The following is an 18191-nucleotide window of genomic DNA, read 5'->3' as shown; positions in this document are numbered from 1 at the left end:
GGTGCCGGAAAAACGAGTGCCGGAAAACGGGTGCCGGAAAAACGAGCCCCCGCGCACGCGGGGGCTCGTCGGCTGGATCCGATGGATCCGATGGAGGTTACTCCGTCACCTCGTGGTCGTGGTCCTCGTGCAGACCGCCGCCGCTGCCCGCGTCGCCGTCGGTCGGGACGGACTCGACCGGCTTGCGCAGCGAGCTGAGGTCGTGGGCGTACGTGCCCACGCTGTGGGCGATGACGTCGATGTTCGCGTCGAACGCCGCCATGCTGATGTTGTCGATGTCGTCGCACGCGGCGTGGTAGCAGGCGTCGTACGCGACCCCCGCCGTGCCGCCGAACTTCTCGGCCTGCTTGGCGGTCTTGGTGCCCTCGGCGCCCGTGAACGTACCGCCGGAGGGGATGCCGACCGCGATGAACGGGCCGTAGTCGGAGCGGCCGGTGAAGTCGGTGCCCTCGTGCGGCAGGCCGCGCGCGTCCATGAAGGTGGTGATGTCGCGCTCGATCTGCGCCGAGCCGGTCGGGCCGGCGGGCGCGCCGACGGCGTCGGAGTTGTCGCCGTCGTACACGAACAGGCCGTAGTTCGGCGAGGCGATCATGTCGAAGTTCAGGTAGAGCCTGATCTCCTTGCGGTCGAGCTCGCTGAGCTGCTCGACGTAGTGCTCGGAGCCGAGCAGGCCGTTCTCCTCGGCCGACCACCAGGCGAAGCGCACCTTGTTGGTGGTGCGGTCCTTCTCCTTGGACTTGGCGAACTTCAGGGCGACGTCGAGCAGGCCGGCGGAGCCGGAGCCGTTGTCGTTGATGCCGGGGCCGGCGGTCACGGAGTCCAGGTGGGCGCCGAGCATCACGGTGTTGGCGGCGTTGCCGCGCTGCGTCTCGGCGATGACGTTGTTGGTGGAGCGCGTCTCGCGGAGCTGGCGGATCTCGAAGTTCACCTCCACCGTCCCGGCCGCGGCGTCGGCGGCGAGCTTCTCGCCGTCCGCCTTGGTGATGCCGCCGGTCGGGATCTTGCCGACGGCCGGGTCGCCGAGGGTGCCGGACATGGCGCCCTCGGTGTTGTTGTAGATGATCGCGCCGATCGCGCCCGCGGCGGCGGCCTGGGTCTGCTTGTCGGCGAAGGTGCAGCCGCCGCGCTTGATCAGGGCGATCTTTCCGGTGAAGGCGCCGGTCGCGTAGTCGGTGGCCTCACACCCGGGCGTCGTGTCGGTCGCCGGGGCCGGGACGGCGGCCACGGCCGCCTTGACGCCGCCGACGGGCGTGGACGCGGTGTACGTCATCGCCTTGATGTCGATGGCGCGGGGCGAGGGCGAGACGACCGCGAGCTTCTCGGCCTGGGTCTCGGTGTAGACGAAGTCGAACTTCTGGTACTCGACCTGGTATCCGGCCTTCTTCAGCTGCTGGTACACGTACGCCGCCGAGGCGTCGTGCCCGAGCGAGCCGGCGGCGCGGTGGCCCCCGGCCGAGTCGGCTATGCGCTGGAACATCTCCAGGTGCTTGTAGGCGTCCTTGGCGGACGCCTCCCGGACCAGCTTCTTGGAGAGCTTGGCGGCGTCCTTGGCCGCGCCGGCGCCCGCGTCGGGCGTGAGGCGGCCGGCGGAAGCGGGGGAGGCGGAGGCCAGCAGGAGCGGGGTCGCGAGTGCGGCTGCGGCCAGGGTGGCCACGGCTCTGCGATGGGTTGCCTTCACAGAGGTCCTTCCCGGTGGGAACGAGGTTGAAGGGAAGCTAGCGATCTCCGCCCCGTCTGTGAACAGATGTGCCAGAACTCACGGGTTATTCCGTACGATTCGCTGCGGAACATGTCACTCCGCCTCTGAACTTCCGGCGGCCGTGCCGGGTTTGGCGGACTCGGCGGATTCGGCGGATTCGGCGGTCTTGGCACTCTTGGCGGTCTTGGCCGCGCGCTTCGCCTCCTGCTTGTACGCGCGGACCTTGGCGAGCGACTCCGGCCCGGTGATGTCGGCCGCCGAACGGTACGAGCCCTCGTCGCCGTACGCCCCCGCCGCCTCCCGCCACCCCTCGGGCCGTACGCCGTACTGCTTGCCGAGCAGCGCCAGGAAGATCTGCGCCTTCTGCTTGCCGAACCCGGGCAGCGCGAGGAGCCGGTCGAGCAGCTCCCGGCCGGTGGCGGCGTCCGACCAGACGGCGCTCGCGTCACCGCCGTACTCCTCCACCAGGTACTGGCACAGTTGCTGCACGCGCTTGGCCATCGAGCCGGGGTAGCGGTGCACGGCCGGCTTGGCGGACAGCAGCGCGACGAACTCCTCCGGGTCGTACGCGGCGATCTCGTGCGCGTCGAGGTCGTCGGCGCCCAGCCGTTGGGCGATCGTGTACGGGCCGGAGAACGCCCACTCCATGGGCACCTGCTGGTCGAGCAGCATCCCGACGAGTGCGGCGAGGGGGCTGCGGGCCAGCAGGGCGTCGGCCTCCGGCTGCTGGGCGAGGCGGATGGTGGTCGTCATGGCCCGATGATCGCGCCCGGGCGTGGCGGCCGCACGGCGGGGGCGGCTTACGGCGTACGCCGTACGGGCGAGAGCGCCGTCGGGAGCGCGGTCAGGTGCCGTAGTACGTCAGGAACATGTCGACACCGCTCGCGAGGAGCCGTTCGGTCAGGTCCTCGTCGAGGTCGGCGCCGTACTGGCCGAACACCATGTGCGGGAAGACCAGCAGCGCGTACAGCTGGACCACCGCCGCCTCCAGGTCCGGGACGGCGAGTCGGCCCCGGTCGGCCAGCGTGCGCAGGGCGTCGGCGACGGCGGGGTGGTGGCCCGCCGGGCCGTGGGTGCGCCAGGCCTCGCCGAGCTGCGGGAAGCGGTGGAGCTCGGTGGCGACGAGAGTGCGCAGGGCGGCGACGTCCTGGTTGGCGCGGACGGCGTGGACCCAGCCGCGCGCGGCGTCGAGGAAGGCGGCGCGCAGGTCGCCGGCGTCCTCGGTGTCGGCCAGCCGGGCGAGGGCGGCGGAGGAGTCGTCGTCGAGCGTCTCGTCGAGCGCGCCCGCGATGACGGCGGTGAAGAGCGCTTCCTTGCTGCCGAAGTGGTTGTAGACGGTCACCTTGGACACGCCCGCCTCGGCGGCGATGGCGTCCATGCCGACGCCGAAGCCCTCGCGCAGGAAGAGCGCGCGGGCGGCCTCGACGATGGACTGCCGCTTGCGGGCGGCGCGCGGGCCGGTGGGGGGCTGCTTCGCGTCGGGCTGCTTTGCCTCGGGCTTCGTCTTGGGCTGCTTCGCCTGGGGCTGCTTCGCGTCGGGTGCGGGTGGCATGCGGTGAGGCTAGCACCGGGAACTGTACGACCGAGTTCATCTGAACTATTGAGTTCAGATGAACTCGGTCGTACAGTTCAGTTCATGACGCATGCCTGCTCCCCTTCACCCACCGCCGCGCCGCCCCACCCCCGCCGCTGGGCCGCCCTCGCGCTGATCTGCCTCGCGCAGTTCATGCTGATCCTCGACGTCACCGTCGTGAACGTCGCCCTCCCCGACATGGCCGCCGACCTGCGCCTGGACCGTACGACCCTGACCTGGGTCGTCACCGCGTACACGCTGTGCTTCGGCGGCCTCATGCTGCTCGGCGGCCGACTCGCCGACGTGCTCGGCGCCCGCCGCACGCTCCTCGCCGGGCTGGCGCTCTTCACCGCCGCGTCGCTGGTCACCGGGCTCGCGGAGAGCGCGGCGACGCTGATCGGCGGGCGCGTCGCGCAGGGCGTCGGCGCGGCCGTGCTCTCGCCCGCCGCGCTGTCCCTCGTCACCACCGCCTTCCACGGCGCCGAGCGGAACAAGGCGCTCGGCGTGTGGGCGGCGATCGGCGGCACCGGCTCCGCCGCCGGGGTGCTGCTCGGCGGCGCCCTGACGGACGGGCCGGGCTGGCCGTGGGTCTTCTACGTCAACGTCCCGGTCGGCCTCGCGCTGCTGGTGACGCTGCCCGCCGTCGTACCGCCGCGCCCGGCCCGGCCCGCGCGGGTGGACGTGCCGGGCGCCCTGCTCGTCACCGCCGGTACCGGCGCCCTGATCTACGGCCTGGTCGAGGCGGGCGACTCCGGCTGGGGCGCGGCCGCCACGCTGGTGCCGCTGCTCGGGGCGCTCGTGCTGTACGGGGCGTTCGCCGCGGTCGAGCGGGCGAGCCGGGCGCCGCTGATGGACCTGCGGATGTTCGGGCGGCGCCCGGTGGTCGCGGGCGCGTTCCTGATGCTGGTCGCGACCGCGCTGCTGATCGGGTTCTTCTTCCTCGGCTCGGTCTACCTCCAGCACGTGCGGGGCTTCAGCGCCCTGCGCACCGGGCTCGTCTTCCTGCCGGTCGCCCTCGCCACCGGGCTGGGCGCGCACCTCGGGTCGCGGCTGGTGGGGCGGCTCGGCAGCAGGCCGACGGCGGTCGCCGGGCTGCTGGTCGCCGCCGCCGGGTGTGTACCGCTGACCTGGCTCGGCGACCGTCCGAGCGTGTACGCGGGGCTGCTGCCGGGGCTGGTCGTCGCGTCGTTCGGCATCGGGGCCGTCTTCGTCACCGCCACGGCCACGGCACTCGCGCTGACGGCCCCTCACGAGGCCGGGCTGGCGTCGGGCGTCGTCAACACCTTCCACGAGGTGGGCGGTTCGGTCGGCGTCGCGGTGCTGTCGACCGTCGCGGCGGCGGGTATCGGGGGCGGTGCGGTGAGCGGTACGGCGGGTGGTGCGGTGAGCGGTGCGGCGGGAGGCTTCGCCACCGCGTTCGCCGTCTGCGCGGCGGTGGGCGCGGCGAGCGCGGCCGTCGCCCTCGTCCTCGTACCGCGTGCGAAACCGCGGATGACGGGCGTGCACGCGCACTGACGCGCGGGGCTCAGATGTCGCGGCCGCTCTCCAGGATGGGCCGGATGACCACCGGATAGTCGGGCGAGCCCTCGGGCACCGGGCACTGCGCGATGCGCGCGGCGATCTCGGTGACGCGGTCGAGGCTGTCGCAGTCGAGCACCCAGTAGCCGGCGATCAGCGTCTCGGTCCGGTCGTACGGGGCGTCGGCGACCACCGGCCGCCCGTCTTCGCCCGCCGTGACGAAGCGGGTGCGGGCGGGCTCGGCCAGGCCGTGGCCGTCCAGCATCTCGCCCGAGCGGACGAGACCTTCGTTGATCTTCTCCATGAAGGCGAACATCGCCTGCACGTCGTCCTCGGTCCAGGCGGGATACCGCTCGGAGGCCTTGCCGTTCATCGCGTCGTAGTCGGCCTGCGAGCCCTGCACCATGACCAGGTACTTCATGTCGTCGCTCCTCGGATGCGGTGCCGCCCCCCTCAGGGCCACTCTCACAGGGAAGCCCGGCTCCGGCGAGCGCACTTTGTGACATGAGTCACAGAGAATTTGCAGAAACTGTGGGCAACTGCCCCTGTTGTCCTTCTCTGTCTGTCGACGGCGGCGCGTCCGGCCGTACATCCCCAGGGAATTGAGCTTCCCGCGCCTTTATCGCGGTCATACGATCACCCCATCGTCGGCCGCGTTGCGTGAGCTCCACCCCGCCGTGGCCGCTCCCACTCTTTCGGACCCAGAAAAGGGCTCTAGTGAAGATCCGACGCATTCTCGCAACGGCCGTCGCCGCTGCCGTGACGACGCCCGTCGTGATGCTGTCCGTCACCCCCGCGTACGCCGACACCAAGCCGACGGCGTCGCAGCCCCAGGACTCCAAGGCCGCCCAGGCTGCGAAGCCCTCCAACGCTTCCATCAAGGAGCTGGAGAAGGCCGCCGCCGAGGCGCGGAAGGCGTACGACGCCGCTGTCGTCGCGGAGAAGGCCGCCTACGCCGCCCTGGAGGCGGCGCTGTCCGACACCGCCCCGCACACCGTCGCCGCCAAGGCCGCCGCGAAGGAGGCGGCGGACGCCGCTGCCGCGCAGACCGCCGCCGACGAGGCGCTCGCCGCCGCGAAGGCCAAGCAGCAGGCGCTGCCCGCGGACGCCACGGACGAGGAGAAGGCCGCCGCACAGAAGGCCGTCGACGACGCCGAGGCCGCGGCCAAGGCCGCCGCCGAGGCCAAGACGGCCGCCGACACCAAGGCCGCGGACGCCGGCAAGGCGGAGAGCGACGCCCACGTCGCCGCCTTCCGCGCCTACGGCCAGGCCCAGAAGGCCACCGCCGACGCCCTGAAGGCGAAGGAGGCCGCCGACAAGGCGCTCGCCGACGCCAAGGCGGAGGAGGGCGACGAGGGCGACGAGGGTGACGACGAGGACCTGGGCGACTGCGTCCCCGAGCCGAAGCTGACCACCGTGGTGACCGGTCTGCCGTCCAAGGTCGTCGCCGGTACGACGGTGAACTTCACCCTGCGCGTCACCAACGGCACCGACAAGACGATGGACGAGGTGGACCCGCTCCTCGGCGTCCACGCCACGGACAAGGCCGACTTCGAGTCGATCGACGACCTGCTGCGGCTGCAGTGGTCCTCCGCCACGTCCCCCGCGTGGAAGACCGTCGACGGCTTCGACGTCCTCGACACCATCAGCCCGCTGAAGGCCGGCGCCCACGCCGACATCAAGCTGCGCCTGACCGTCGACGCCAAGGCCCCGGCCGGTGACGGCATCGCCCTGGCCGCCGGCGACTACTACAACGACGACACCTGCGGGTTCACCCCGGAGCTCGAGGAGTACCCCTTCACGATCGCCCCCGCGGGCACGAAGCCGGGCAAGGTCGACGACGCCAAGCCCGGCGGCACCACCCCGCGCACCCCGGCCACGACGCCGCAGGGTGTGACGTCCACCCAGCCGGTGAACGCCACCACGGGCAGCCTCGCCGCGACCGGCTCCTCCTCGGCCGTGCCGCAGATCGCCCTCGCGGGCGGCGTCGCGGTGGCCCTGGGCGCGGGCGCGATGATCATCGTCCGCCGCCGCAAGGCCGACGCGAACGGCTGACGGCTGACGCCAAGCCGCACGCGTACCAGCTGAACCCCCCCGGCGGGGGGCCGGATCTCTCCGGCCCCCCGCCGGTCTTTTGCCGTGGCGCTCACGCGGTTTCCAGCCGGGCCGCGAGCCCGTCGAGGAGCGCTTCCAGCCCGCGGACGAAGGTGCCGTCGGGCGCGGCGTTGTCCGCGGCCGCCGGGGTGTCGAGGCAGGCCCGCAGACGGGGGAAGCCCGCGGCGCCCTCGCCGGCCTTGGCCTCGGCGTCCCGGAGGACCTCCTCCGGGTTCTTGCCGGTACGGGTGAGGCGCTTGATCAGTGTGGTGGCGCGGACTCGGCGAGGGCGCTGCCGAGTGCGTACGTCGGCGCGCATCGACGTCCCGGCCCTGCTCAAGGCCGCCGAGGCCGGCTTCCCCGCCTGGACCTGGACGCTCCAGACCGTCCGCCACGTCACCGTCTTCGGCGCCTCCGCGCTGGCCCTGGCGGCCCTGGCCGTCACCGGGATCTGAGCGGACAACGTCGAAGGGCCCCACCGCGAACGGTGGGGCCCTTCGACATCGTGCCCGGTGAGGCACTGGCGGAGGATACGAGATTCGAACTCGTGAGGGGTTGCCCCCAACACGCTTTCCAAGCGTGCGCCCTAGGCCTCTAGGCGAATCCTCCGCCGCAAACAATACAAGACGTTGAGGAGTGCTCGCGAACCCGATCCCGAGGCCCTCTCGGAGAGGCGCCCGGGGTGGACCGCGGGCCCGTGGGATCGGGTACGCTGGGCGCAGCCCCTCACGTGGCGCTATCTGACTGAACTCCCCCAGGGCCGGAAGGCAGCAAGGGTAGGTCGGCTCTGGCGGGTGCGTGGGGGGCGCTTGCGTGTGCGGTTCCTCGCCTTCGCGGGGCGGGTCGGTTGTCGGTGGGGCCCGATATCGTCGTAAGGGTGTCGTCCCTTGCGCTGTACCGCCGCTACCGTCCCGAGAGTTTCGCCGAGGTCATCGGGCAGGAGCATGTCACTGACCCGCTGCAGCAGGCCCTGCGGAACAACCGGGTCAATCACGCGTACCTGTTCAGCGGGCCGCGGGGATGTGGCAAGACCACCAGTGCGCGCATCCTCGCCCGGTGTCTGAACTGCGAGCAGGGGCCCACGCCCATGCCCTGCGGCGAGTGCCAGTCCTGCCGGGACCTCGCGCGGAACGGGCCGGGGTCGATCGACGTCATCGAGATCGACGCCGCCTCGCACGGTGGCGTGGACGACGCCCGTGACCTGCGGGAAAAGGCCTTCTTCGGCCCTGCGAGCAGCCGGTACAAGATCTACATCATCGACGAGGCCCACATGGTCACCCCGGCGGGCTTCAACGCCCTGCTGAAGGTGGTCGAGGAGCCTCCGGAGCACCTCAAGTTCATCTTCGCGACGACCGAGCCCGAGAAGGTCATCGGGACGATCCGCTCGCGTACGCACCACTATCCGTTCCGGCTCGTACCGCCCGGCACCCTGCGGGACTACCTCGCCGAGGTGTGCGGCAAGGAGCAGATTCCCGTCGAGGACGGCGTCCTGCCGCTGGTCGTGCGGGCCGGGGCCGGGTCGGTGCGTGACTCGATGTCCGTCATGGACCAGCTGCTGGCCGGGGCCACCGAGGAGGGTGTGACGTATGCCATGGCGACGGCCCTCCTCGGCTACACCGACGCCTCGCTCCTCGACGCGGTCGTGGACGCCTTCGCGTCCGGGGACGGCGCGGCGGCGTTCGAGATCGTGGACCGGGTCATCGAGGGTGGCAACGACCCCCGCCGGTTCGTCGCCGACCTGCTGGAGCGGCTGCGCGACCTGGTGATCCTGGCCGCCGTGCCGGACGCCGCCGAGAAGGGGCTCATCGACGGGCCCGCCGACGTGGTCGAGCGCATGCAGGCGCAGGCCTCCGTCTTCGGGGCTGCCGAGCTCAGCCGCGCGGCGGACATCGTCAACACCGGGCTGACCGAGATGCGCGGCGCCACCTCGCCGCGGCTGCAGCTGGAGCTGATCTGCGCGCGCGTGCTGCTGCCCGCCGCGTTCAGCGACGAGCGCGCGATGATGGCCCGGCTCGACCGGCTGGAGCGGGGCTCCGTCGTCCCCGCGACCGCCTTCCAGCCGGGCGGACCGGCACCCGCCATGGGGTACGTGCCCGGCCCCGAGGCCCACGCGCAGGCCGCGCCGGTCGCCCCCGTACCCCCGGTCGCTTCCGTCCCCCCGGGCGGCGGGCCGGCCGCTGCCCGCGCGGCGGTACGCGGGGATGCCCCCGCGCCCGCCGCGCCGGTCGAGCCCGAGCACGCCCCCGCGCCCCAGCCCCCCGCCGAGGCCCGCCCCGGCGCCTGGCCCTCCGCCGCGGCCCCCGGCTCCCGGGAGTCCGGCTCGCGGCCCGGCGCCTGGCCGACCGCCTCCGCGCCCGGTTCGCAGGGCGAGGCCCGGCGCCCCGGCGGCTGGCCCACCGCTCAGGCGGCCCAGCAGCAGCCCGAGGCCCCCGCCCCGGCCGCCCCCGCCCCCGCGCCAGGAGCTCCCGCTCCAGCGCCCGTCGGTACGGCCCAGGGCGCCGCCCAGGTGCGGAACATGTGGCCCGACATCCTCGAAGCGGTCAAGAACCGCCGCCGCTTCACCTGGATCCTCCTGAGTCAGAACGCCCAGGTCGCCGGGTTCGACGGCACCACCCTCCAGCTCGGGTTCCTCAACGCCGGCGCCCGGGACAACTTCGCGAGCAGCGGCAGCGAGGAGGTGCTCAAGCAGGCGCTCGCCGAGCAGTTCCACGTCCAGTGGAAGATCGAGGCGATCATCGACCCGTCGGGCGGCTCCGCGCCCCCGCCGGCGTACGGCAGCGGCGGTGGCGCCGGCGGCGGCTACGGCGGCCGCCCGTCCCAGGCGCCGGGCCCCGCCGCGCCCGCCCCGCAGGCCTCGGCCCCCCGCCCCGTACAGCAGTCGCCGCAGGCCCCGGCCGCGGGGACCGGAGCGCCCGCCTCGCAGGGCCGGGCCTCCTCGCCCCCGCCGCAGCAGGCCGCCGCGCCCCCGTCCGCGCCGCGGTCGGTCGCGCCCGAGGACGACATGCCGGAGGACGACGATCCCGACCTCGTCGACTCGGCCCTCTCCGGCCACGAGCTGATCGTCCGCGAGCTCGGCGCCACCGTGGTGGAGGAATATACGAACGAGTAGGGGAGAGCGGCTCGGCATCCCGCACAAGGGGCACCCGCCCCCGCGGGCTACCCTGGCTGGCGTGAAGGTCCTCGTCATCGGCGGCGGCGCCCGCGAACACGCCCTGTGCCGCTCCCTCTCCCTCGATCCCGACGTCACCGCTCTGCACTGCGCGCCCGGCAACGCCGGAATCGCGGAGGTCGCCGAGCTCCATCAGGTGGACGCCCTCGACGGCGCCGCCGTCGCCCGCCTCGCCACCGGCCTGGCGGCCGACCTGGTCGTCGTCGGCCCGGAGGCGCCGCTCGTCGCCGGCGTCGCCGACGCCGTACGGACGGCCGGCATCCCCTGCTTCGGCCCCTCCAAGGAGGCCGCCGAGCTGGAGGGCTCCAAGGCGTTCGCCAAGGACGTGATGGCCGCCGCGGGTGTGCCCACGGCCCGTTCGTACGTCTGCACCACGCCCGACGAGATCGACGCGGCGCTCGACGCCTTCGGCGCTCCGTACGTCGTCAAGGACGACGGCCTCGCGGCGGGCAAGGGCGTCGTCGTGACCGACGACATCGAGCAGGCCCGCGCGCACGCGCTCTCCTGCGACCGCGTCGTCATCGAGGAGTACCTCGACGGCCCCGAGGTCTCCCTCTTCGCGATCACCGACGGCCGCACCGTCCTGCCGCTCACCCCGGCGCAGGACTTCAAGCGCGCCCTCGACGGCGACGAGGGCCCGAACACCGGCGGCATGGGCGCGTACTCGCCGCTGCCCTGGGCCGACCCCAAGCTGGTCGACGACGTCATGGCGACCGTCCTCCAGCCCACCGTCGACGAGCTGCGCCGCCGCGGCACGCCCTTCAGCGGGCTGCTGTACGCGGGGCTCGCCATCACCTCGCGCGGTGTACGGGTCATCGAGTTCAACGCCCGCTTCGGCGACCCCGAGACGCAGGTCGTGCTCGCCCGCCTCAAGACGCCGCTCGCGGGCGTCCTGCTGAACGCCGCCAAGGGCACCCTCGACACCGAACCGCCGCTGAACTGGCGCGACGACGCCGCCGTCACCGTGGTCGTCGCCGCGCACAACTACCCCGGAACGCCGCGTACCGGCGATGTGATCGAGGGCCTGGACGAGGTCGCGGCCGAGGACGCGCCGCACGCGTACGTCCTGCACGCCGGGACCAAGCGGGACGGGGACGCCGTCGTGAGCGCCGGTGGGCGCGTGCTGTCGGTCACCGCGACCGGCAAGGACCTCGCGCAGGCGCGCGAGCGGGCGTACGCGGCGGTCGGGCGCATCCGCCTGGAGGGCGCCCAGCACCGTACGGACATCGCACGCAAGGCCGCCGAACACCCGGCCGGGCAGTAGCCCGGGAGCAACCGCGCAGTGAACCCCGGGACGGCCCGAGCCGTCCACACCTTTGCCCAAAGCCATTCCATCGAGTGACGGCGGGGCCATCCGGATGACGCCTGCCGACACCCCAACTAGGGTGCCGCGCAGGCGTTCCGGCACTTGGCCCACCGACATTGCGATGTCAGTGGCGGGTGCCACAGTGGGGGAATGAGCAACGCCACCGCAGGGCAGTCCGCCGCAGGGCAGGAGGGGGTGACGTACGGCCATGTCCATGTCCGATGCCGGAATGGGTGAGGAGCGGGGTGCGCGGGCCGCACGCGCCCGTGCCCTCGCCGTGCTGCGCCTGCGCGGCCGGGCCGTGGCCGTCGCGCTGCTGCCCGCGGCCCTCGCGGTCGTCCTGTGGTCCGGGGCCGCCACCGGGCATCTGGCCGGCGGCGGCTGGGACGCGGTGCGGTGGGTAGTGACGGCCGTCGCGGCGATCGTGCTGCTCGCGGCCGTGACCGTCGGCGCCGTGATCGCCCGGGCCCGGCCCGCGCTGAGCCCGACGGTGGAGATCGCGGAGGAGTCGGCGCCCGATCTGTACCGGCTGGTCGAGGACCTCGCCGCCCGGCTGGACGTGCCCGTGCCGTCGGCGATAGCGCTGACCCCCGACTGCGACAGCTGGCTCGAGGACCGCACGCACCGGGCGCACGGCATACCCACCGCCCACCGCCAGGGCAACCGTCAGGGCAACCGCCCGGGCGCGGCCCCCGTCCTCGTCATCGGCTCGCCGTTCCTGTGGTGGATGCGCGTGGCCGAGCTGCGGGCGGTGCTCGCGCCGGTCGTGGCCGGTACGGGGCCGTCGGCCCACCCCGACATAGCCGCCGCGCGCCGTTTCGTACGGGGCCTGGACGCGGCCGTCGCGGTCGCGGCCCGGCCGGGGCTCGATCCGGTACGGAGGGCGGGGGCGCGGTTCGTGGGGGCGGTCGCCCGGCTGCTGCTGCGGGGCTGCCAGGCGCATGTCGCGGAGATGGAGCGCGGGGTCGCGGCCGCCGCGTCCGAGCGCGCACAGGCGGTGGACTACGGCCTGCGGATCGTCGCCCAGGAGCAGGTCGGGCTCGCGTACGCGGGCTGGGACCGGCTGCTGACGCGGGTCGCGCTGCCCGCCTGGCGCATGGGCCGCTGGCCGTGCCGGCTGGACGCGGGCGTGGTCTCCGCGCTCACCGAGCTGTCCCGGCGCGACCGGCTCGCGGAGGGGTTCACCTCCCGGCTGGGCGAGCGGCCCGCGTGCGACCTGCTGGAGGAGCCCGGGCTCGTCGACGAGGCCGCCTCGCTGCTCGCCGCCCGCCTCTTTCACGGCGGTCCGGCGGTGCCGGGCCCCGACTGGGCCCCGGTGGACTGGCAGCAGTATCCGGACGAGGTCGTCGACCGGAAATGGCGCACCGAGGCAGCCCGCCTGCACCGCGCCCTGGACGGCCTGGGCGTCCGCCGCGGTGCCACCGAGCCCTCGCTGGCGCGCGTCCTCGACCACCTGACGGCCCCGCAGACCGCCGATCCCCTGGCGGAGGCCATCACCGCGGCCCTCACCGCCGAGGAGACCGCGCCTCAGGCGCCGCCCCAAGAGCCTCTGGAGCCCCCGGCGCCCGACGCCGCAGCCGCGTGGCCGGATCACGCCGGTGCTGCGGGACCGGACGACTCCCCGCTCCCTTCCGGCGCCGCGGCGGCCCCCGTCGGCGCACAAGCGCCGGACAGGCCCGCCGAGGAGCCCGGACCCGCCGGACCCGTCGTGGCCCCCGAGCCCGCCGCACCCGCTCTCGCACCCGCCCTCTCCGCCTCCGCCGAGCTCGCGCTCGGCTGGCCCGGGGCAGGCGGCGAACAGCTGCCGCTGTTCCCGCTCCAGCCGCCTCGCAGCGGGCGTGAGCTGCTCGTCGATCACGTCACGGCCATGGTCTGCTGCGCCGCCGTCGACACGGCGGGTGCCGCGCCCGGGCTCGACTGGCTGGACGGGCCCGCCCTGCTCGTCGACGGCAAGCGGCGTGCCGACCTCGCCGGGCCGGTCCTCACGCTCGTCGAGGACGCCGACCCCGAGCCTCTGCGCGCCTGGCTCGCCGCCGTCGGCGTACGCCCCGAAAAGCCCGTCCGCCTCGCCTGACGACGGCGGCCACGGCACCCACCACAGCACCGATGGCGCCCGGATCACCCCCGTACGACCGGAATGCCATGCTCCGTTCCCGCCAATTAACGACGAACGGTGACGGACTGCGTGCGGTATGTGATGTGCTGGGGATCGGCACTGACAGCCACCGCGCCAGCGGTGCACGAATCGATCATCGGACCACGGGGGAATCAAGGGAGGGGCGCAGCATGGGGGCGGAACAGATTCGGCGGTGGGAATCGGGAGCGCTCGCCCACGCCGTGACCGATCCGTTCGGTCAGGGCCCGCTGCCCTGGCTGCGCGGCAGCGAGCAGTACATCGGGGACACCGGCCAGGTCGTTCCCTGGTACGCCGACCCCGCCCTCGCGCGCGGCGGCCACGGCGGACCGCGCTCCGCCGACGACGTACACCGCCAGATCAAGGGCTTCGCCTCCACCGGTGCCGTGGCGCCCGGCGAGGCGATCGACTTCCACATCACCGTGGACCCGCCCCAGCCGTTCTCGGTCGACATCTATCGCATCGGGCACTACGCCGGGGACGGCGCCTCGAAGATCATCACCAGCCCGCGCCTGCCCGGCATCGTCCAGCCCGACCCGCTCACCGCCGACCGCACGGTCTCCTGCCACCACTGGTGGCTCTCCTGGCGCCTCCAGGTGCCGTCGTACTGGTCGGTCGGCGCGTACGTCGCCGTCCTGACCACCGTCGACGGCCGCTACCGCTCCCACATCCCCTTCACGGTCCGCGACCAGCACCCCGCCGACCTGCTCCTGCTCCTCCCCGACATCACCTGGCAGGCCTACAACCTCTACCCCGAGGACGGCCGCACCGGCGCCAGCCTCTACCACGCCTGGGACGAGGACGGCCGCCTGCTCGGCGAGGAGGACGCGGCGACGACGGTCTCCTTCGACCGCCCGTACGCCGGGGCCGGGCTCCCGCTCCACGTGGGCCACGCCTACGACTTCATCCGCTGGGCCGAGCGGTACGGCTACGACCTCGCCTACGCCGACGCCCGCGACCTGCACGCCGGCCGCGTCGACCCGACCCGCTACCGCGGCCTGGTCTTCCCGGGCCACGACGAGTACTGGTCGGTCCCCATGCGCCGTACCGTCGAGTCCGCCCGCGACCACGGCACCTCGCTCGTCTTCCTCTCCGCCAACACCATGTACTGGCAGGTCGAGCTCGGCCCGTCCCCCTCCGGAGTCCCCGACCGCCTCCTCACCTGCCGAAAACGCCGCGGCCCGGGCAAACCGGCCCTCTGGCGCGAGGTCGACCGCCCCGAGCAGCAGCTCCTCGGCATCCAGTACGCGGGCCACGTCCCCGAGCCGCACCCCATGGTCGTGCGCAACGCCGACCACTGGCTCTGGGAGGCCACCGGCGCCGGAGAGGGCGACGAGCTGCCGGGCCTGGTCGCCGGCGAGGCCGACCGCTACTTCCCGCGCACCGCCCTTCCCGAGCACCAGCGCCGCATCCTGCTCGCCCACTCCCCCTACCGCGACAGGGACGACTCCCTGCGCCACCAGGAGACATCCCTCTACCGCGCCCCCTCCGGCGCCCTCGTCTTCGCCTCCGGCACCTTCGCCTGGTCACCCGCCCTGGACCGCCCGGGTCATGTCGACCTCCGCGTCCAGCGCGCCACGGCCAACCTCCTGGACCGGATCTGCAAACGGGACTAAACAGCCCCCTGAACCCCCTGGCCGAGGCCGGCGCCTCCGCATGCGGGACAATCGGAGCGTTGGGACCAAACCACGGGGAGGAACCGTGTCCGGATTCGTAGAAAAGCCCGAGCCAGTCGAGGTTCCGGGCCTGGTGCACCTGCACACCGGCAAGGTGCGCGACCTGTACCAGAACGAGGCGGGCGACCTCGTCATGGTCGCCAGCGACCGCATCTCCGCGTACGACTGGGTGCTCCCCACCGAGATCCCGGACAAGGGCCGCGTCCTCACCCAGCTGTCGCTGTGGTGGTTCGACCAGCTCGCCGACCTGATCCCGAACCACGTGCTGTCGACCGAGCTCCCCGCCGGCGCCCCCGCCGACTGGGCCGGCCGCACCCTGGTCTGTACCTCGCTGCGCATGATCCCCGTCGAGTGCGTGGCCCGCGGCTACCTCACCGGCTCGGGCCTCACCGAGTACGTCGAGAGCCGCACGGTCTGCGGCCTCGCGCTCCCCGAGGGCCTCAGTGACGGTTCCGAGCTCCCCGCGCCGATCTTCACGCCCGCCACCAAGGCGGCCGTCGGTGACCACGACGAGAACGTGTCGTACGAGGAGGTCGCCCGCCAGGTCGGCGCGGAGACCGCCGCCCAGCTGCGCCAGACGACGCTCGCCGTCTACTCCCGCGCCCGCGACATCGCCCGCGACCGGGGCATCATCCTCGCCGACACCAAGTTCGAGTTCGGCCACGACGCGAACGGCGGCCTGGTCCTCGCCGACGAGGTCCTGACCCCGGACTCCTCCCGCTTCTGGCCGGCCGAGACCTGGGAGCCGGGCCACGCCCAGCCCTCGTACGACAAGCAGTACGTACGCGACTGGCTGACCTCCCCGGCCTCCGGCTGGGACCGCACGAGCGAGCGCCCGCCCCCCGCGCTTCCGGCGGAGGTCGTGGCGGCGACGCGCGGCAAGTACGTCGAGGCGTACGAGCGGCTGACCGGCACCACCTGGGCGTGAGCACGCGAAAGCCCCCGGCCGACCGGCCGGGGGCTTTCACTGTTTCACTGGAGCGGACGACGAGGCTCGAACTCGCGACCTCAACCTTGGCAAGGTTGCGCTCTACCAACTGAGCTACGTCCGCATGCGCTGTCGCGCGGAACCACTATACCCAACCTCGCTCGCGTGCGAGACGCACCGCCGTATGACGGTTCTCGGCACCCAGTTTCGACGCGGCGGAGGAGAGGTAGTTCCGTACGGTCCCCGGCGACAGCGACGCCCGCTCCGCGATCTCCGCGACCGGCGCCCCGTCCGCCGCGAGCTCCAGCACCTCGGCCTCCCGCGCGGTCAGCGGCGAGTCCCCGGCGGAGATCGCGTCGGCCGCCAATTCCGGGTCCACATAACGGTTTCCCGCGTGGACGGTACGGATGATCTCGGCGAGCCGCTGGGCGCTGACGGTCTTCGGCACGAAGCCGCGCACACCCGCCGCGAGCGCCCGCTTCAGGTGCCCCGGGCGGCCGTGACTCGTCACGATCATGGTCCGGCAGGCCGGGAGCTCGGTCCGCAGTGATGTGGCGACCTTCACACCGTCGGCGCCCGGCATCTGGAGGTCCAGCACCGCCACGTCGGGCCGGTGGGCCAGCGCCATGGCGAGCGCCTCGGGACCGGAGGCCGCCTCGGCGACGACCACGAGATCGTCCTCCAGCCCGAGCAGCGCGGCCAGCGCGCCCCGGATCAGGTGCTCGTCATCGGCGAGCAGCACGCGCACGGGCGACCCCATCCCTGTCCCTGTCCCTGTCCCTGTCTCTGCACCTGTCCCTGTCTCTGCACCTGTCCCTGTCACGGTGAGGGCACCTCCTCCGGGGCGCCCGCGACCGCCGGGACCCGGGCCGTCACCCGGAACCGGCCGCCCCGCACCCAGCCGGCGTCCAGCGTGCCGTCCAGCGCCGCGAGCCGCTCCCGGAGCCCCGCCAGGCCCGAACCGGCTGCCGAGCCGGTTCCCGCGATGGCCCCCGGGATGGCCCCCGGCCCCGTCCCCGCCCCGTCGTTCTCGACCACCAGCACCGCGCACCCCTCCTCCGCGCGCACCACCACCGTGCAGTGGCGCGCGTCCCCGTGCCGCAGCACGTTCGTCGTGGCCTCCCGTACGACCCACGCCAGCGCCGACTGCGCCCGCGCCGGAAGGACCGGGAGCTCCGGAAGCGCCGTGTCCGCCGCCTCGACCCGGCACACGATCCCGGCCGCCGCCAACACGCTCCGCGCGCCGTCCAGTTCGGTGTGCAGGTCCGCCTCCCGGTAGCCGCGCACCACGTCCCGCACCTCCCGCTGGGAGTCCTGCGCGATCCGCTGGACCTCCGCCATCTGCTCCACCGCGTGCTCGGTCACGCCCCGCCGCGCCAACTGCACCGCCAGCTCGCTCTTGAGCGCGATCACCGCCAGGTTGCGCCCCATCACGTCGTGCAGGTCCCGCCCAAAGCGCAGCCGCTCCTCCGCCACCGCCAGCCGGGCCTGGAGCTCACGCGCCGCGTCGAGCTCCCACACCGCGCGCAGCAGCCACCCCGAGAAGCCGCTGGTGAAGGCCAGCAGCAGTCCCCCGATCGCGCTCCCGACCGAGAAGCCGACGACGTCCGGGAGCGGCATCCCGAGCGCGGACGCGACGAGCCCGGCGCCGACGGCGGCCGCCAGCACCAGGTACAGCATGTGCCGGACCTTCGTCAGGCCCAGCACCACGCCGCCGATGCCGAAGCCCAGCATTCCCACCACCAGATACGCGGTGGCCCCCACGTCGTCCAGCGCGCCGAACCGCCGCAGCGCCAACCCACCCGCGGCGAGCAGGCACGACGCCACCCCGTGCGCCACCATCAGCCGGTACGGGCGCGCCCGCCGCCCCACGGTCCAGTCGAAGGCCCGCGAGGCGAGCACCCCGCCCAGTGCGGAATGCCCGCACACCAGCAGGAACAGCCACCCGCCCAGCGGCCGCGGCGCCCCGCCCATCACCCCAAGCCCGATCGACAGGACCTCGATCACCGCGAAGGCGTGGTACGACCAACGGGTGTAGAGCTCGACCTTCTCCGGATTGCTGCGCCGGCTCCACCACCCCGTCAGCTTCATATG

15 protein-coding genes, 2 tRNA genes and 1 other RNA gene are annotated in these 18191 nt (G+C 73.4%); 9 read left to right on the top strand and 9 right to left on the bottom strand.

What is annotated here, in order from left to right; translation table 11 throughout:
- Positions 1 to 97: 97 nt before the first annotated feature.
- From ACIRNI_RS03485 to ACIRNI_RS03475, 3 genes are all read right to left on the bottom strand, one after another.
- The gene (locus ACIRNI_RS03485) at positions 98 to 1654 is read right to left on the bottom strand and encodes a M28 family metallopeptidase (RefSeq protein ID WP_403547932.1); all 1557 of its coding nucleotides are present in this window, start codon (positions 1652 to 1654) and stop codon (positions 98 to 100) included.
- Between the two features lie 138 nt (positions 1655 to 1792).
- Positions 1793 to 2452, bottom strand: a complete 660-nt coding sequence (locus tag ACIRNI_RS03480) for an HhH-GPD-type base excision DNA repair protein (protein ID WP_403547930.1) — start codon at positions 2450 to 2452, stop codon at positions 1793 to 1795.
- Positions 2453 to 2543: 91 nt separating this feature from the next.
- Positions 2544 to 3251: a TetR/AcrR family transcriptional regulator gene (locus tag ACIRNI_RS03475; protein WP_403547928.1), complete on the bottom strand. Its 708-nt coding sequence runs from the start codon at positions 3249 to 3251 to the stop codon at positions 2544 to 2546.
- Between the two features lie 84 nt (positions 3252 to 3335).
- Here ACIRNI_RS03475 and ACIRNI_RS03470 point away from each other — a divergent pair, with 84 nt between their 5' ends.
- A complete protein-coding gene (locus ACIRNI_RS03470) occupies positions 3336 to 4787 on the top strand; it encodes a DHA2 family efflux MFS transporter permease subunit (protein WP_403547926.1) in 1452 nt (483 codons plus the stop codon).
- A 10-nt stretch (positions 4788 to 4797) separates the two neighbouring features.
- Here the strand turns inward: ACIRNI_RS03470 and ACIRNI_RS03465 are convergent, their stop codons facing one another.
- Positions 4798 to 5211 (bottom strand): YciI family protein, encoded by a 414-nt coding sequence (locus ACIRNI_RS03465; RefSeq protein ID WP_403547924.1) that lies wholly within the window; start codon positions 5209 to 5211, stop codon positions 4798 to 4800.
- 338 nt (positions 5212 to 5549) lie between these two features.
- Here ACIRNI_RS03465 and ACIRNI_RS03460 point away from each other — a divergent pair, with 338 nt between their 5' ends.
- Entirely contained in the window at positions 5550 to 6845 is a 1296-nt protein-coding gene (locus ACIRNI_RS03460) for a peptidase (protein ID WP_403547923.1), read from the top strand.
- A gap of 91 nt (positions 6846 to 6936) precedes the next feature.
- Here ACIRNI_RS03460 and ACIRNI_RS03455 read toward each other — a convergent pair whose 3' ends face one another.
- Complete coding sequence (locus ACIRNI_RS03455; RefSeq protein ID WP_403547921.1) at positions 6937 to 7203, bottom strand: hypothetical protein; 267 nt, start codon at positions 7201 to 7203, stop codon at positions 6937 to 6939.
- Between ACIRNI_RS03455 and ACIRNI_RS03450 the strand changes: the two genes are divergently transcribed.
- Positions 7184 to 7339: a hypothetical protein gene (locus ACIRNI_RS03450; RefSeq protein ID WP_403547919.1), complete on the top strand. Its 156-nt coding sequence runs from the start codon at positions 7184 to 7186 to the stop codon at positions 7337 to 7339. The genes ACIRNI_RS03455 and ACIRNI_RS03450 overlap by 20 nt on opposite strands.
- A 66-nt stretch (positions 7340 to 7405) precedes the next feature.
- Here ACIRNI_RS03450 and ACIRNI_RS03445 read toward each other — a convergent pair.
- Positions 7406 to 7493 (bottom strand) — tRNA-Ser (locus ACIRNI_RS03445).
- 108 nt (positions 7494 to 7601) lie between these two features.
- Between ACIRNI_RS03445 and ffs the strand changes: the two genes are divergently transcribed.
- The 6 genes from ffs (at position 7602) to ACIRNI_RS03415 (ending at position 16097) form a co-directional block, all read left to right on the top strand.
- Positions 7602 to 7700: signal recognition particle sRNA small type (gene ffs / locus ACIRNI_RS03440), an RNA gene on the top strand.
- A 61-nt stretch (positions 7701 to 7761) separates the two neighbouring features.
- Positions 7762 to 9993, top strand: coding sequence for a DNA polymerase III subunit gamma and tau (locus tag ACIRNI_RS03435; RefSeq protein WP_403547917.1), 2232 nt, complete (start codon positions 7762 to 7764; stop codon positions 9991 to 9993).
- 61 nt (positions 9994 to 10054) lie between these two features.
- Entirely contained in the window at positions 10055 to 11317 is a 1263-nt protein-coding gene (purD, locus tag ACIRNI_RS03430) for a phosphoribosylamine--glycine ligase (RefSeq protein WP_403547916.1), read from the top strand.
- Positions 11318 to 11573: 256 nt separating this feature from the next.
- On the top strand, positions 11574 to 13433 hold the full coding sequence (locus tag ACIRNI_RS03425) for a hypothetical protein (RefSeq protein ID WP_403547914.1): 1860 nt from the start codon (positions 11574 to 11576) through the stop codon (positions 13431 to 13433).
- Positions 13434 to 13645: 212 nt separating this feature from the next.
- Positions 13646 to 15109, top strand: a complete 1464-nt coding sequence (locus tag ACIRNI_RS03420; RefSeq protein WP_403547912.1) for a N,N-dimethylformamidase beta subunit family domain-containing protein — start codon at positions 13646 to 13648, stop codon at positions 15107 to 15109.
- 85 nt (positions 15110 to 15194) lie between these two features.
- Complete coding sequence (locus tag ACIRNI_RS03415) at positions 15195 to 16097, top strand: phosphoribosylaminoimidazolesuccinocarboxamide synthase (RefSeq protein WP_403547910.1); 903 nt, start codon at positions 15195 to 15197, stop codon at positions 16095 to 16097.
- Between the two features lie 48 nt (positions 16098 to 16145).
- On the opposite strand, the gene ACIRNI_RS03410 is transcribed toward ACIRNI_RS03415, so the two are convergent.
- The 3 genes from ACIRNI_RS03410 to ACIRNI_RS03400 form a co-directional block, all read right to left on the bottom strand.
- Positions 16146 to 16221: transfer RNA gene (locus ACIRNI_RS03410), tRNA-Gly, on the bottom strand.
- A gap of 21 nt (positions 16222 to 16242) precedes the next feature.
- Positions 16243 to 16857: a response regulator gene (locus ACIRNI_RS03405; RefSeq protein WP_403547909.1), complete on the bottom strand. Its 615-nt coding sequence runs from the start codon at positions 16855 to 16857 to the stop codon at positions 16243 to 16245.
- Positions 16858 to 16916: 59 nt separating this feature from the next.
- Entirely contained in the window at positions 16917 to 18188 is a 1272-nt protein-coding gene (locus ACIRNI_RS03400; protein WP_403547907.1) for a sensor histidine kinase, read from the bottom strand.
- Between the last annotated feature and the right edge of the window lie 3 nt (positions 18189 to 18191).

The sequence above is a fragment of the Streptomyces sp. NPDC093546 genome, from assembly GCF_044765045.1.
Taxonomy (GTDB): domain Bacteria; phylum Actinomycetota; class Actinomycetes; order Streptomycetales; family Streptomycetaceae; genus Streptomyces.
Note: the sequence above shows the minus strand (reverse complement) of the source record. Positions and strands in the feature narration are given on the sequence as shown.

Coding starts and splice junctions, on each gene's coding strand:
- ACIRNI_RS03475 (WP_403547928.1), bottom strand. CDS start 3,251: ATGCCACCCGCACCCGACGCGAAGCAGCCCCAGGCGAAGCAGCCCAAG.
- ACIRNI_RS03465 (WP_403547924.1), bottom strand. CDS start 5,211: ATGAAGTACCTGGTCATGGTGCAGGGCTCGCAGGCCGACTACGACGCG.
- ACIRNI_RS03425 (WP_403547914.1), top strand. CDS start 11,574: ATGTCCGATGCCGGAATGGGTGAGGAGCGGGGTGCGCGGGCCGCACGC.
- ACIRNI_RS03405 (WP_403547909.1), bottom strand. CDS start 16,857: ATGGGGTCGCCCGTGCGCGTGCTGCTCGCCGATGACGAGCACCTGATC.
- ACIRNI_RS03400 (WP_403547907.1), bottom strand. CDS start 18,188: ATGAAGCTGACGGGGTGGTGGAGCCGGCGCAGCAATCCGGAGAAGGTC.
- ACIRNI_RS03420 (WP_403547912.1), top strand. CDS start 13,646: ATGGGGGCGGAACAGATTCGGCGGTGGGAATCGGGAGCGCTCGCCCAC.
- ACIRNI_RS03470 (WP_403547926.1), top strand. CDS start 3,336: ATGACGCATGCCTGCTCCCCTTCACCCACCGCCGCGCCGCCCCACCCC.
- ACIRNI_RS03455 (WP_403547921.1), bottom strand. CDS start 7,203: ATGCGCGCCGACGTACGCACTCGGCAGCGCCCTCGCCGAGTCCGCGCC.
- ACIRNI_RS03480 (WP_403547930.1), bottom strand. CDS start 2,452: ATGACGACCACCATCCGCCTCGCCCAGCAGCCGGAGGCCGACGCCCTG.